A 15,665-nucleotide genomic window follows, 5' to 3' on the forward strand; every position below is an offset into this window, starting at 1 on the left:
AGCTGCCCTATCGCGTCACGTCCAGCTCCCAGCCTGGCTCCAGGTGGTCCGGGTTGTCTGCCAGCCGATAGCGCGGATTCAGGTTGATCAGTTCGCGCAGCGCGAAGTTGGCCACCTGCTGGTCCGGCGTCATCGCCTGCGCCCGGGCCTCGGCCTTCTGGCCGTCGGACAGCAGCGTGTCGAGATGCGCGCCGGCGATGCCCCATAGCGTGGAACCGGCGACGTGGTCCGGGCTGTAGGGCTGCACCCGTACCGATCCGGAGGCCGGGCGCTCCCTCGGGGTCTCGCTGGGCGGTTCTGCCGGGGTCTCTTTCGGTGGCTCCTTCGGCGGCGCCGGCGGGGTCGACGGGCCGCCGCTGGGCGTCGGCGTTGGCGTCGGCGTTGGCCGCGGCGCGCCCTTGTCCTCGTCCTTGAGCAGCTCCACCAGGATCTTGGCGCCGAAGTTGACGATCACGCCGCCGCCCAGCAGCACCAGCCCCTTGGGCATGGCGCGGCCGAAGAAATCCCATTTCTGCGCCAGCCATGGCGTGACCGGCTTGTCCACGGCGTCGGGATCGGCGGCCTTCGCCAGCCGGTTTTTCTCGGCATTGATGAGCTTCTGCTCGTTGCGCGACTGCAGGTGCGCACCGATGCCGAACACCGCCAGGCTGCCCGCCTCGATCGCGCCGACCACGCCGCCGGTATGCACCATGTCGGCCACGGCCAGCGGCACCGCGCCGACCGAATAGGCATTCATCACGAACTTGCGCAGCCTTGCACCCAGCAGCGCGGGCTGGGCCAGGCCGGTGTGATAGCCCGCGCGGGCGGCAAAGTTGACCGTGCTCAGCACCGAATTGGCCGCCAGGAACACCGCGCTGCTGTAGGTCAGCGGCTCGCCGATCTGGGTCACGCCGTGCTCGCCGAACCACAGCATGGTGTTGCCGTTGTTGATCGCCAGCGTGGTCAGCTGCAGCGCGTCGTTGACCTGGCCGGCCCGGGTATCGGGCGTCAGCAGCGAGGCGCCGATGGTGCCGATCACCGCCTGCGCCTCGCGGATCTTGTCCGGGGCCTCCGCCAGGTCCTTCTTGTCGGCGTGGTGGGCGTAGGCCTCCAGCTGGTCCAGCGCCTTGGCAAACTTCTGCTGGTTCTTGTCGTTGATGCCCCACACCGCGGTGCCGGGCTTCTCGGTCAGCGCGCGGCGCAGCCAGGCGATATCGGCCGGCGTGTGCGTGCCGGCGCGCCGGATCACCTTGTTGGCATGCACGGTGCGCCCCATCGCCACGCTGCCGCGGTAGATAAAGCAGCCGGCGCTGGTCAGCACCAGGTTGGCACCGGTCTGCGCCGAGATCGCCGCGGCGCCGGAGGCGGCGGCGAAGGTGCCGGCCGCCGACACCGCCAGCGCGGTGCGCACCTTCCACGGCCGCGGGCCATTGCTGCCGGGCGGCGGGGCATTGCCGGCCGGGCCATGCGAGATGGTCGCGCGCACCACTGCGCCCTCGCCGCCCCGGGTGCCGTCGTCACCCCTGGCGCGCCCTGCTTCCTGCATCCGGTCCAGCATGCGGTACACCGCGCTCCCTTGCGACGCATCCGAGCCGGTCTCGACATGGGTCAGGTCGGCCACCTTGACCGTACCGTCCGGGAACAGCGCGAACTCCACGTCGCCCAGGTGCAAATTGCGCGTCTTCATGGTGTCGACCAGCGCAGCGATATCGCGCGCGGAGCGGCCATTGAGCAAGGCGGCATGCTCTGGCCGCAACTGTCCGGCGGCGTCGAACAAGTCCTTGGTGCTGGCCGCGTAGCGTTCATAGCCGATGGCCGGGCGCCCGAACGCCTCGAACGACGCCGGCCCGAAGCTGCGCACGGTTTTGAGCCCGTGCGTGCCGGCGGCCTCGGCCATGGCGGCGCGCTCGCCGTGCACCATGTCGCCCAGCCAGGCTTCGTTGGCAATGCCGACCGCCAGGTCCTTGCCCAGCGCAAACACGGTCTTGGCGCCGCCGCTGCCCAGACGCGGGCCGAGGTAGGTTTCCAGTTGCACCCGTTCGCGGGTGCCATCGGGCCGGCGCAGGAACACGTTGCCGTGGTGGTCGATCTTGAAGCTGTGGCCGGCGTAGGGATCGGGCTGCGGCGACAGGCGGCGCCAGCGGCCCGGCTGCGCCAGGTCGATCTGGCTCCTGGCCGGATCCTGCGCGTAGGCGCCGCGGCGCAGCGCGAACTCCGGCACCAGCACCTCGGTGCCCATCACGTCGGCCACCTGCTGCGCCAGCATGCGTCCCTGCGGTGCATGCGCGCCGTCCAGCGCCAGCACGATGGGCTGGCCGGGCTCCCAGTCGTGCGCCAGCAGGAAGGCAAGCTCATGGGCGCCAACGCCCTCGCCCCCCTCGCCCCGCAGCCCGCCCTCCGGGCGCACGGCGCCGACTACCACCAGATGATCCCTGGGCGCGTTGACGCGCACCGCCGGCTCGCCCAGCGCCAGTTCGGCCCAGCGGTCCGGCACCTGCTGCCAGCCGGCCGGCGCGGGATCGCCCGCGGCACGCGTGCCAGGCTGGCGCACCGGCTTGCCGCCGCCGGTGACGGATACCACCGGCAGCGCCGGCATGGCGCCGTGGAAGCGGCCGCCGTCCCGGACATGCACCGGCGCGCCCGAGCCGGCCATGGTGGCGGGGTCGGCGGCCACGCGCAGGCGCGCGCCATAGGCCAGGTCGCTGCCCGGCGCGCGGAATGCATCCACGTCGAGCCGGCCGTCGGCGCCGTAGACGCGCGCGTTCAGGCCGGTGGCCAGTTCCTGCACCAGCGACACCGCGCCGTCCTGCCCGTAGCAGCCGTACAGCACCACCGGCATGCCCTGCTGGTAGTCCGGATGCGAGCGGATGCGGTCGATCACCGCCGTGGCGTCGATCAACGACGCCGGACCGTCGTCGGCCCGCATCGCGATGCCGCCGAACAGGCCCTCGGCACGCACGGTGAAATGCCCGGGGATCTGCGGCACCGACACCGCCACCGCCTCGTCGCCAAAGGTCTTCTGGCCGGCCTGTTGGGCCAGGTCCAGGTCGGCACGCCCGCGCGGAAACTGCTCCAGCCGGGCCAGCACGTCGATGCGACGGCCGTCCTGCTGGCGCACCAGCGGCAGGCCGGCGCGGAAGTCGTCGGGCAACGCGGCGCGGATCTCGCCGTGGTAATCCGGATTCAGCGCAAACCCGTCCGCGTGCGGCTGGTGCCCGCGCAACGACAGCGGCACCGTGCCGATCACGCTGCGCGCGTCGACCGCGCCGTGCCGCGCCGCCTCGCGCTGCGAAACGATGGCGAGGCGGAAGTTGCCCCCCGCCTGCAGCGCCGGGCCGAGCTCGCGCATGGCCTGCTGCAGCGACAGGAACGATGCTTCCGGCAGCCCCGCGCGCAGCGGCACCGACAGCCCATCGCCATGGGTCACCACGTAGTGCACGCCGGCCAGGCGCCCGCCGGAGGCATGGATGCCGTCGATAGTGGCCGCTATCGCGCCGCGACTTGGCGCGCCGTCGCGCACCGACCAGCTGCCGTCGCGAATCTCCGGCCGCGCCGCGGGCATCGCCGCCGGCTGGCTGCCCGCGTCATCGGCGCGGCTTGCGGAAGCGGCCTTGCGCGGCAGCTGCCCCCCGTGCGCGACCACCGCTTCGGCGGCGTCGGCCAGCGGCGTGCGCGCCAGCGCCGGACCGCCCGGCAACGGGGCGCGCGCGGCACCCGGTCCGCGCGGCTCGCCGCCGGCGGCAGCGCGTCCGTACAGCGTGATCACCGCCTGGTGCACCTCGGTCGAGAAGCCATCCACCGTTGCCACCCGCTCGCGCGAAACGCCGTCGACGGCGCCGGCATCGGCCGCGGCCTGCAGCACGCGGCCCAGTTCCTCGGGGCTCTGGAAGCGTTCCGGCATATTGCCCCGGCGCAGCAGCAGCGCCGAGACCGCGTACGCGCCCCAGTTCGACACGCTGGCGGTGACCACATGGTCCACCGGCACCACCGCGGCGATATCGCTGCCGTCGAGCGCGCGCGGGATCAGCCCGCCGACGCCACCCATGCCGGCCTCGTTGCCGCCATCGCCCACGCCCAGGGTCTCGATGCCGTCGATGGCATTGGCTTCCAGCACGATCTGGTCCAGCGCCGGGTTGAAGTCGTCGATGCCGATGCCGCGCATATTGTGCTTGGTGCCGCGCGCGCTGCGCGACGGCAGCTCGATCGCCATCACCCGGTCGGGGCCGACCTCGCGCAACAGCGCGCGCGCCGGCTCGGCGGCGCTGGCGATCGGTTCATCGAACACGCGGATATTGTCCAGCGGCTCGCCCATCTCGCGCAGGATGCCTTCCAGGATCGGCCGGTTGGCCGAATCCACCACGTAGGTCACCTGCTTGCCGCGCAGCCGCAGCGCGCGCCCCAGTTCCGCGGTGCCCGGGGGGCCGTCGGTTTCGGGCATGTCCTTGGCCACCGAAAAGCCCGTCACCAGCATCACGTTGCCGGCGTCCTCCAGCGACGCGGCCGCGCGTTCGGCGCCGCCCGGCATGTAGAACTCGCGCAGGCCGCGGCCGATGTAGTTGAAGCTGACGCGGTCGACCGGCGACAGGTGGCGCCCGCCGTCGACCAGCGCCAGCGCCGGCGACACGTCGGCGGCCTCGCCGAAGGCGGTCTTGAACACGCGGATATCAGGGCGCCGCCCCATCGCGTGCGCCAGCCCGGACACCCGCGACGGCTGGCCGGTGGTGAAGACGATGGTCGGCAGGGTCTTGTCGTCGGGCACCGCCGACGGGTCCAGCGGCTGCTCCAGCAGTGCGCTGCGGTCGATCAGGCCCTGGTCGACCAGCATCTCCACGCCCTTGCGCGCCTGGTACTGCATCGGGTCGATCAGCCTGACGTCGCTGCGGCCAATGGCATCGAGCTGCTGGCGCACCAGCGTCTCCAGGGCCGGGTAGTGGGTGCAGCAGAACCATAGCGAGGTGGCGTCGGCCGGGATCTGCTCGGCGTTGATGTACTTGGCCACCAGCCCCTTGAGCTGTTCCAGCTGCTTGCCGTCGGCCAGGTGCATCAGGTTGTTGACCGCATCGGCCCACTCGGTCGCGCCGATTTCCTTGACCGTGACGCTGCCGCCGCTGGCCTCGGCCACTGCTTCCAGGTAGGCGTGCAGCTTGACCGTGCCGGGCGTGGCCACCACCACCGGGCGCGCCCCGCCCTCGGTGACGATCTTGGGCGCGGTCTGCATGATCAGGTTGACCACCTTGGCCTGGTGGGTGCCGGCCAGCGCCTCGGGAAACGCCGTGCAGGCGGTGTTGCAGGCAAACAGGTCGACCGCGCCCCTGGCCTTCTGCGCCGCAATCACGCCGGCATGGACCAGGTTCACCAGGTCACCGCGCTCGCGCCCGCCGTAGGTGCCGGCGGCATGGTCGGTAAAGGCCACCACCTGCACTGCCTTGCCGGTCATGGCATAGGTGTGGCGCGCGATGTTCTGCGCGGCCAGCAGGCCGCCGTTGCTGGAATCGAAGGCGGTGATGACGATTGCATCGTCCTGCACGCGGATGCCGAAGTCGGCCGGGTCGATGCCGTCGGGCAGGAAGCGCCGCTGGATGCCCTCGAACAGCTGCGCCATGTCCAGGCCCGCGGGCAGGCGCTCGGACGCCTTCTGCAGCAGCTCGTAGACCCCCTTCTGCACGGTCTTGTCGTAGCCGCGCACGCTGGTGGCGCCGACTTCCAGCGTGACGCCGTCGCGCGCCTTGTGGCGCGCCATGGTGTCGAGCAGCGCGCCCACGGTTTCCACGCTGGGCATGCCACTGTCGCGGCCCAGCGCGCGCTGCACGCCGAAGCCGATCGCCTGCGCCGCCAGGTTGGAATTCATGCCAGTCACCAGGTGGTCGGCGCCGACGTCGGACCAGCTGTCGGCCAGTTGCTCGGTCACCGCCATGTCGCGCAGCAGGCGGTCGCGCGCGGCGCGCATGCCGGCCTCGTTGCCGTGGTCGCCCACGGCAATGGTGACCATGTCGGCGATGTCGTTGGCGTCGATCAGCAACTGGTCGAGCATGGCATTGCCGCGTACCCGCTCGCCGTTCTGCAGCCGGTATTCGTTGTTGGTGTTGCGCCCGGCCACTTCCACCGCCACCACCGCCTGCGGCTTGTGCATCGCCAGCAGCGCGCGCGACTGGCGCCCCGCGCTGGCAAAGTCCCGTGCCGAGAAGGTCTCGACGCGCGCATTGGGCTGGTTCAGGTCCTGGCGCAGCATCTTGCGCAGCGTGCGCGCATGGGCGCGGTCGGTGACATAGACCACGTCCTTGCCCAGCGAGGCCAGGTAGGCGCCCAGCGAGGCCGCGCCGACCGGGCCGTTGGTCTCGGCGCGGCCATGGGCGGTCAGCGGGCCGGTGACGATCATTACCGAGTCCAGGTCCGCCAGCGCGCGCGCGGCCATCTCGGCGCCGTAGGGCACGCCGATGTTCTCCATGCTGCCGTCGATCCACAGCACGTTGTCCAGCGGCGAGATCGCGTTCTGCCGCAGCGACATGCGCGCGGGCGCTTCGGGCCCGTCGGCATGCGCCACCACCGCGGGGCCGTGGCTCACCGTGCGGCGCTGCACGCCGGCCTCGCCGTCGCCCGCGGGGTGGCGCGGCGCGCGCGCCGGCGCCGGCGTGCCGTGCGTGCCACGGCGGCGCGACGCCGCCACCGGCGCGTCGGTGCGGCCGCCGCCGCCGCGCTCGCCCGACGGGTTGCGCGCGGCGGATTCCGTCACGTAGCGCGCCATGGCGCGGCTCATGGCGCGGTCCATCATGCCGTGGATCACGCGTTCCTGCAGCATCGTCCCGCGCGTGACCGCCATGTCGAAGGCCGCGGCGGTGCTGAGCCTGGCCGATTGCCAGGGCGTGAGGCGGTGCGGGGTGCGCAGGTCGCGCGCCGGCGTGGCAGCGCCGTCGGTGGTCGGCCGGCCGCCGTTGCTGCGCGCCGGCGTCGCGGGCCTGGCTGCGCCCGGGGCGGGTTCACCGTCGGCCTGCCTGCCGGAGCGGCCGGACTGGCCGTCGGCATCGGTGCGCGCGAGCGGCTGGCCCTCGGCGTCGCGGCCGGCCGGACCCCGGCGCGTAGTCGGCCGCGTCGCGGCTGGCACGCCATCGCCGTCGCGGTACGCGCCCAGCGCGTCCGGTGCGACGCCCCGCGCCGCTCCGCCGATGCCGGCTGGATCGCCGGCGCCGCGCCCGCGCATGGCCTGGTAGCCGTCGCGCACGGATTCCCCGATACGCTTCTGCACCGCCATCGGCAGCATCTGCGTGGCGCCCATCAGCAGCATGGCGCCGTTCTGCAGCTTCTCCGACACGCTCATCTCGCTGCCATGCTCGGCGAACATGGCGGCCTGCTGCAGCGTCTGCACGCCACCGATGCCGAAGCCCACGCCATTGAGCACGCGGCTGGCGCTGCCGTAGTGGCCGGCGCTGTGGGTCAGCATGCCGCCCGCCATCTGGCGCAGCGGATTGGTGCCGCCGGCCAGCCGGGTGCCGGCGTTCATCGCCAGCGCACCGGTCTTGGCCAGGCCCATGCCACCCATGCCGGCCAGCGAGCCGGCGACGTTGAGCCACTGCGCCATCGCTTCCTGGCTGGCGAAGGGATTGACCGAGCGGCCATGGTCCGAGATATTGTCCAGCGCGGCCCACGAGGTGCCGACGCCGTAGCCCATGCTGCCCACCATGCCAACCCAGGCCGCGGCCACCAGCGGCGTCAGCGTGCCGCCCGAGGCCACTGCCAGCACCCCGCCCGCGACCGCGCCGACCGCGGCCACGCCGAGGTTGACCCAGCCCCACACCTTCTCGCTGGTGGTGACGATATGGGCGTCCATCGCGGCGTAGTCGACGTGGCCGTCACGGCCAAGATCCAGGTTTTCGGCGAAGTAGACCGTGCCCTTGTCGGAGAGCAGGTTGTTTTCCTGGAAATCGCGCTTTGCGTCCAGCTCCTCCTTGCCGTAGACCGCGCCCTGGTCGTCCACCCACAGGGTCTTGCCGTCCTTGCCCTCGAACTCGAACACCGCGGTCTGGTACGGCACCCCGCCGGGGCCGGCCACGTACATCGGGATGGCCTTGACGGTGGTGCCCGGCTTCGCATCGTCGGCGATCTGTTCGCGGATTGCGTTCGCGTCGCCCTGCGGCGCGCCCAGCGCGATGGCTTCGGACAGCCCTTTCTCGTCCGAGGCCTTCGCGCTGAGCGCTTCCTTGCGCATCGCCAGGCTGTCGAAGGTCTGCCGCAGGATCTCGTCCTTGTCGAGCTCGAAGCGCTGGTTGGCTTCCTTCGCCTCGTCGGTGCCGGCGTAGTCCTCGCTGCCGCGCTGCACCGCGTTGCGCAGGTAGACGTCGGACATCACCGGCGCCTCCTTGCTCGACTTCAGCGACTGCTCGAAAGCGGCCGACAGGCCGATGTGGCCCTTGGCGGCGGCGTCCTGGGCCCCGCCGTAGATGCGTCCCTGGCGCGACGAGCCGCCCTGGTTCATCATCATCAGCATGCTGACCTCGTTGTCGCGGTCGGTCAGCCAGCTGGCCGTGCCGGTCGCGGCCGGGGCCGTGCCGGCCTGGGCCTGCGGATTGCGCGCGTAATACCCCGCATCGGCGGCATCGACCACCGCCGACAGGCCATGATAGAAGTCGTCCCAGTCGTTGTAGCCCGGCGACTGGCTGTTGTTGCGCCCGGTCCAGTCGTTGCTGTATTCGGTCTTCACCGTATCGAGCAGCGTGCCGGCGTCTTCCTCGATCAGGTGCGGCGCCACTTCCTGCAGGTAGACGCCGACCTTGTCGGCGTACATCTTCTCCTGGCCGATGATGGGCCGGCCCTGGTCGTCGTGGGTCTTGTTCTTCAGGTCCTTGTCCATCGACGCTTCGATCTGCGCCTTGAACAGGTCGCCGCTGAAGCGGTCGTTGTGCACGTCGACGTAAAGCTGCCGCTCCTCGGGCGTCTGCGCGGCATCGGCACCGGCCTTGCGGATCTGCAGCGCGCCGGTGACGTCGCCGCGGTCCAGCTTCTGCGCGATGCCGCGGGTCATGGCGTCCACGCGCAGCGGCACCGAGCCCTCCATGAAGCCGAGCATCCGGTTCAGGCCGCTGGCGGCCTGGTCACGCTGCGCCTGGCTCAGCTTGGGGTCTTCGCTGCGCGCCTTGAGCTGCTCGACGGTGTAGCCGAGCAGGCCTTTCTCGGCAACGCCCTGGTCGTAGGCGGCCCGGGCCGGGTCGGTCGCCGGCAGGTCCGCGTCCGGCACCAGGCTGTCCGCGCCCAGCGCCTTGTACATGACGTAGCCGGCCGGGTTGTGTTCCATCAGCGCGCGCTCTGCCTGCGGCAGGTCGCGCGGCGTGGCGGCGTTGGGATCGGTCTTGGCCTGGGGATCCAGCGTCAGCCCCTGCGCCTGCGCCATCGCCAGCGTGGTGGGGTCGTTCTGCGCCAGCTTGCGCTCGAACTCGGTGGACGGCGTCAGGTGGTCCATCTCGCCGGCGATGCGGCCGCGCAGGTCGATCCGGTCGATCAGCTGGCCCATGCCGCCGTCGGTGCCGTAGCGCGCCTTCAGGTCCTGCACCGCCTGCTGGCGATAGCTGTCCGGCACCTTGACGCCCTGGCCCGACGCCAGCGCCTGCAGCTGCGCGTCGGCGTCGCCGACCTTGCCGTTGGCCAGGGTCAGGTCGTACGAGCGGTCCGCCATCGAGAGGGTGCGGTCGTGCGGATCGTTGCGCAGGTCCTTCAGCGCCTGGTCGGCGTCCTGCTTGTAGCCGTTCGCCGCGATCGTGTCGATCTCTTTCTGCATGGCGGCGAGGAAGGTATCCTCGGCCTTTACCCGTTCCTGCTGTGCTTGCTCGTGGGCGTCGCGCGCGGCCACCAGCTGGTCGTCGGCCTCGAGCTCGAAGCGCCGGATGCCGCCGGGGATCTTCAGGTAGGCGGCCTGTTCCTGGTCGACCCTGGCGGCGGCCTGCTGCTCTTTTTCCTGCGCCAGCACCACGTTGAAGCGCGCGCCCTGGGTGTCGCGCGCCTGCTGCGTGCTCTCGTTCTTCAGGAATTGCGTCTTGGTTTCTTCGATGTTCAGCGCGACGTTGGGATCGTCATAGCGCTTGCGGATCTCCTCGGCCTTGGCCTCGACCGCGGCCTTGACATCCCCGCCGTTGGCCGCGGCGTTGTTGGCGGCCACGCGCAGCTCGTTCTGCGCGCCGCCCATCACGTTGCCGTACTTCAGGCCCAGCGGCTGCCACTGCTTGTCGGTCATGGCGCGGCCGTCGAGGTCGGCCACCACCTTGTCATAGGCGTCCTGCGCTTGCTGCTGCCAGCCATCGGTCAGCGCCCTGGCATCGTTTTCCTTCTTCTTGCGCGCTTCATCGGCGGGGTCGGTCTTGGGCTTTTCCGGCGCCGGCGCATCGACCTGCGTCGCCTTGGGCGACTGTGCGCCTGGGGCGTTGGCGGTGTAGAGCGCCGGCGTCACCACCACCGCCTGCGGCTTGTCGGGCTGGTCCGCGGGCCTGGCCTGCTGATTTTGTTGGGTTTGTTGCGACTGTTGCGACTGTTGCGCCTGCTGCGTGTTCTGGGTGTCTTGCTGGCGCTGGGTCTCGCGCGCCTCGGCGGCGCGCTGGGCGCGTTCGGCGGCTTCGCGGGCGGCGCGTTCGGCCGCCTCGCGCGCGGCTTCGGCGGCGGCGCGGGCCGCGGCCTCGGCGGCCGCGCGCGCGGCAGCCCGGATGGCATCCATGAAATCCAGCATGACGCAAGTCTCCTGGCGAGGCCGGCGCGTGCCGGCAGGTCAGACGGTTGCCGATGCCCTGGCACGCGGCCGCGGCCACGCGCCAGCAGCGGGCAAGCCGCGGGCATCATGCGCGCCGATTCTGCGCGCGTCGGCGGCGCAGGCCAACTATGGGAATTCGTAGGGCCTGCGCGGGGCAGGTTGGCTACAGGCGGTTGTTGTCGAGGTCGGTCACCAGCATGCAGCCGGGCGCATGGGTGATGCAGATCTCGGGCCGCGCCTCGCGGATCACCGCCTGGGGCGTGACCCCGCAGGCCCAGAACACCGGGATTTCATCGGCGTCGAGCGGCACCGCGTCGCCGTAGTCGGGCGATTCGATATCCTCGATGCCGATCAGCCGCGGGTCGCCGATATGCACGGGCGCGCCGTGCACGTCGGGGTAGCGCGCGGTGATCTCGGTGGCCAGGATCGCATCGGCGGCCTTGAGCGGGCGCATCGACACCACCAGCTTGCCCGACAGCCGGCCGGCCGGGCGGGTCTCGATGGCGGTGCGGTACATGGCGACGTTGCGGCCCAGGTTGATATGCTTGAGCGGCACGTTGGCCGCCAGCAGCGCCTGCTCGAACGAGAACGAGCAGCCGATGGCAAAGGCGACGAAGTCGTCGCGCCACAGCTCGGTGATGCCGGTGGTCTCGTGGTACGCGCTGCCGTTGCGATAGACCCGGTACATCGGCACGTCGGTGCGGATATCGACATCGCGCCCGAGGTTGCGGAACACCGGGTCGCCCGGATCGGTCACGTCGATCAGCGGGCAGGCCTTGCGGTTGAGCGCGCAGAACTGCAGGAAATCATAGGCCCAGTCGCGCGTCAGGATCACGATATTGGCCTGCACGTGGCCGCGCGCCAGGCCGCTGGTATGGCCGTGGTAGCGGCCCGCGCGGATCAGCTGGCGCAATGCGGCGGGGTCTTCGGGCAGGAGCGAGGCGGCGTGCTGGAGCGGCTGGTTCATGGTCGGCAGGCAGGCGCCGGGCGGCGCGCAAAGTCGGGTTGACCTGCCGATTCTGGGCGCCCGCCGGCGCCGGCGTCCAACAAATCTTTCGGATCGAGCGCGATAAAGGAATCCGATGACTACGAGCCCGCGTGGGGCCCCGCGGCTTGCGGCTGCGCCGCCACCGCCATGTCTTCGCCCACCTCGGCACAGAACTCCGCCACCACGCCGGTGGCCAGCCCGACGATCGACTCGTTGACCTCCAGCCCTGCGCCGATGCGCCACGAGGCGACGATGTCGAGCGCGGGCGGATGGTTCTCCACGTCCACCACCGACAGCGCGCCGTCGGCCAGCTCCTTGCGCACCAGTGCCGGCGGCACCGCGCCGATGCCGAAGCCGTCGCCGATCAGCCGGGTCATCGCCGCCACCGAGTTCACGCAGTTGATGCGCGGCGAGGCCACGCCGTTCAGGTGGAACAGGCTCAGGATGTCCTGGTGCGGGCGCGAGTTCTTGACGAAGGTGATGACGCGTTCGGCGGCGAGTTCTTCGAGCGAGGCATAGGGCCGGTCGCAGGCCGAGCCGGTGGCGACGATCCAGCGGATCGGGTAGCGCGCCAGTTCGATATTGCGCACCGTTTCCAGCCGCAGCAGGTCGGTCTGGAAGATCACGTCGAGATAGCCCTTCTGCAGCTGGTCGCACAGGTTCAGCGCGGCATCGGCGGTCAGTTCGATCTCCAGCGCCGGGTAGGCCTGCATCGCGCGCTTGACCACGGTGGACAGCCAGGTATGGATCACCGAGTCCATCGCGCCGATGCGCACGCGCCCCGCAATGGCGCGCGAACGGTCCAGCGACTGCCGCATATGGTGCATGGTGTTCACCATCTTCTCGGCGTACTCCAGCACGCGCTGGCCCTCCGGCGTCAGCGTGACGCCGCGCGAATCGCGCAGGAACAGCTTGACCCCCAGGTCTTCCTCCAGCACGGCGATACGGCTGGAGATCGAGGCCTGCGTGCTGAACAGCTTCTCCGCGGTCAGGCGGAAGCTGCGCAGGCGGGCCACCCAGACGAAGGTTTCGAGAAAGCGCAGGTTCATGGGCGATGGGAGGCGGGACAATCGCTGCGGCGGCGCATCAGGACAGAATCCAAGCCACAGAATCTACGCGATGGCACGGCGGCAAACAAGCGTTTGATAGCGGCGCTCGGGAGCGTGCCATGCTGCCGAGCAGCATGGCCGGCGCGCCGCGCTCACGCCCCCAGCGGCGACGGCTGCGACGGCGTCGGCGGCTGGCGCGGCGGGATCAGTGCCGGACCGCGCGCGGCCTCCTCTTCGGCCTCATGCTGCGCCGCTTCGGCCTGCGCCTTCAGGCGCTGCAGCGCGGCCAGCATGTCGTCGCCCAGCGCCGCCGGATACTCGGCGCGCGCGCCGTCGGGTACGGCCGACGGGTCCAGCCACATCTGCCAGGTCACGTGCGTGGTGCCCACGTCCTGCCCCGGCGTGGCCTGCAGCCGCCCGCGCGTATGGCTGGAGAGCTTGCGGTAGCTGTAGGAGAACGGCCCCCTGTCGGTCAGCACGTCGACCGCAGGCAGGCCGCCGGCCTTGTGGGCCATGCGGCGTACCGTGCCCGGGCTGCCGCTGCCCAGCACCACGCGGCAGTCCTTGTAGAGGCTGTCCCAGTCCGGCACCGCGCAGTAGCCGCCGGCCAGGTCCCAGACGCGCGCCGGATCGGCCAGCACCTCGACCGAGCGCTCCACGGGGATCAGCTGCGCGTGCGCCGGCGCCTGCCACGCCAGCAGCAGCGCAGGCACGGCGAGCCGGAGCGTGGACGGGGTCAGGCGGGCAAGCATTGACATAGGCTAGGCGGCACGCGCACGGTCGGGGCAATGGGTGCAAGCCTAGCCGAGCGCGGCGGCATGTGCCATTACCGAAGGCTCGTAGCGGCCGCGCCGCGCACCGACCGGCCCTACGTGTTTCCGTAGGGCCGCGGCCAACCCGTGCGCGCTGGCGCGCCGTATGCTTATGCCCTCGCGGCTGCGCCCCGCGCACGCCGCCCCGGCATCGGGGAAAACCCGCGGGCCGTGGCGATGGCGCCACGGGACGAAACGGCGCCAGCCGCGCATTCACGGGCGTTCAGCACAGGAATCAATTTTTCTTATCGGCCGCCGCCCGAAAAACTAGTTGGACGCGGGCCGCCGTGCCTTTCAAGAATGCTGTCAGCGGGCGCACCACAGGAGACGCTGCAACCGCGCACTGCCGCGCCATCGATGCGCGCCGGCGGCAAGCCGGCAGCGCACGCCGGGACATCAAGGCTGGCGCCGCGCCCAGCGCGCCCCGCCAGGGCCGAGCCAGAGATACCACGAGAGGAATGCATGGAAACGCAGATCGGCAGTATCCAGAGCCCCCAGCCATCATCACCCGCCAGCGCCGAGGCCGCACCGTCGCGCGGCTTTTTCTCCTGGTACCGCGACATCACCGCCAATGAGCGGCGCACCTTCTGGAGCTGCAAGGTCGGCTATGCGCTCGACGCCATGGACACGCAGTTCCTGAGCTTCGTCATCCCCACGCTGATCGCCACCTGGGGCATCAGCCGCGCCGATGCCGGCTTTATCGGCACCGCCACGCTGCTGACTTCCGCCGCGGGCGGCTGGGTCGCGGGCATCCTGTCCGACCGCATCGGCCGGGTGCGCACGCTGCAGCTGACCATCCTGTGGTTTGCCTTCTTCACCTTCCTGTGCGGGCTGGCGCAGACCTATGAGCAGCTGCTGGTGGCGCGCGCGCTGATGGGCTTCGGCTTCGGCGGCGAATGGACCGCCGGCGCCGTGCTGATCGGCGAGGCCATCCGCGCGCAGGACCGCGGCAAGGCGGTGGGCATGGTGCAGGCCGGCTGGGCCGTGGGCTGGGGCCTGGCGGCGCTGCTGTATGCGCTGGTTTTTTCGCTGCTGCCGGCCGAAACCGCATGGCGCGTGCTGTTCCTGATCGGGCTGCTGCCGGCGGTGTTCGTGATCGTGCTGCGCCGCCTGGTCAAGGAGCCCGAGGTCTATACCGAGCACAAGGCGCGCGAGGCCCAGGCCAGCGAAAAGACCTCGTTCGCGGCGATCTTCTCGCCGCGCCTGCTCAGCATCACGCTGCGCGCGGCGCTGCTGACCACCGGCGCGCAGGGCGGCTACTACGCCATCACCACCTGGCTGCCGACCTTCCTCAAGACCGAGCGCGGCCTGACCGTGCTGGGCACCGGCGGCTACCTGGCGATGGTCATCGTCGGCTCCTATATCGGCTACGTCACCAGCGCCTACCTGACCGACCGCATCGGCCGCAAGCGCAATTTCATCCTGTTCGCGCTGGGCTCGATGACGATCGCGCTGGCCTACACGCACATCCCCGTCAACGACACCGTGATGCTGCTGCTGGGCTTTCCGCTGGGCTTCTTTGCCTCGGGCATCTTCGCCGGCATGGGCGCGTTCCTGACCGAGCTGTTCCCGACCAGCGTGCGCGGCTCGGGCCAGGGCTTCTGCTACAACGTGGGCCGCGCCATCGGCGCGTTCTTCCCGTTCCTGATCGGCCATGTCAGCCAGCAGATGTCGCTGGGCCACGCGATCGGCATCTTCGCCGCGGCCGCGTATGGCGTGCTGATCCTGGCCGCGCTGACCTTGCCGGAAACACGCGGCAAGGCGCTGGAAGCATAGTGGCGCGAAAAACCCTACCTGCGGCAGGGATGCCGCCGCAGGAGATCGACAACCGCCGGCGACAACTGCCAGCATGACACCGCCGCGGCCTGGCGCCGCGGGCGGCACAGATCACAACAACAATCACGGCGGCCCCGCACGGGGCCAGCCCAGTCTTCTTCCGACGGGAATCGGGTCAGCAGTATGTCGGGCTTGCCAGCTCGACGGCAATGCAGCGCAGCAGCGATACGCGCTGGCGATGGCCAGCCGCCGTGCAGTACCGGCGGGCGGCCACGACCGGCACGACGCGCCGCGCCCCGCAGCGCCGCCGCGCAGGCCAGCCCCATTTGCACGCGTGG

General features: G+C 70.9%; 5 protein-coding genes. 1 reads left to right on the forward strand and 4 read right to left on the reverse strand.

The genetic code is table 11. From position 1 onward, the window contains the following. Positions 1–7: 7 nt before the first annotated feature. From AC3FMM_RS18830 to AC3FMM_RS18845, 4 genes are all read right to left on the reverse strand, one after another. Positions 8–10,681: an LWXIA domain-containing protein gene (locus AC3FMM_RS18830; RefSeq protein WP_488687269.1), complete on the reverse strand. Its 10,674-nt coding sequence runs from the start codon at positions 10,679–10,681 to the stop codon at positions 8–10. Between the two features lie 184 nt (positions 10,682–10,865). Continuing rightward, complete coding sequence (locus AC3FMM_RS18835) at positions 10,866–11,669, reverse strand: putative hydro-lyase (RefSeq protein ID WP_115682471.1); 804 nt, start codon at positions 11,667–11,669, stop codon at positions 10,866–10,868. A gap of 119 nt (positions 11,670–11,788) precedes the next feature. Beyond that, positions 11,789–12,739: a LysR family transcriptional regulator gene (locus tag AC3FMM_RS18840; protein WP_488687270.1), complete on the reverse strand. Its 951-nt coding sequence runs from the start codon at positions 12,737–12,739 to the stop codon at positions 11,789–11,791. 152 nt (positions 12,740–12,891) lie between these two features. Next, positions 12,892–13,497 (reverse strand): SRPBCC family protein, encoded by a 606-nt coding sequence (locus tag AC3FMM_RS18845; RefSeq protein ID WP_488687271.1) that lies wholly within the window; start codon positions 13,495–13,497, stop codon positions 12,892–12,894. 537 nt (positions 13,498–14,034) lie between these two features. On the opposite strand from AC3FMM_RS18845, the gene AC3FMM_RS18850 reads away from it, so the two are divergent. Then, positions 14,035–15,327, forward strand: a complete 1,293-nt coding sequence (locus AC3FMM_RS18850; RefSeq protein ID WP_115714237.1) for an MFS transporter — start codon at positions 14,035–14,037, stop codon at positions 15,325–15,327. Positions 15,328–15,665 lie beyond the last annotated feature (338 nt).

This window comes from Cupriavidus sp. 207A1 (genome assembly GCF_057798955.1).

Bases quoted from the DNA above. Each gene is read 5' to 3' on its own strand.
- AC3FMM_RS18830 (WP_488687269.1), bottom strand. From the start codon at position 10,681: ATGCTGGATTTCATGGATGCCATCCGGGCTGCCGCGCGCGCGGCCGCC.
- AC3FMM_RS18835 (WP_115682471.1), bottom strand. From the start codon at position 11,669: ATGAACCAGCCGCTCCAGCACGCCGCCTCGCTCCTGCCCGAAGACCCC.
- AC3FMM_RS18840 (WP_488687270.1), bottom strand. From the start codon at position 12,739: ATGAACCTGCGCTTTCTCGAAACCTTCGTCTGGGTGGCCCGCCTGCGC.
- AC3FMM_RS18845 (WP_488687271.1), bottom strand. From the start codon at position 13,497: ATGTCAATGCTTGCCCGCCTGACCCCGTCCACGCTCCGGCTCGCCGTG.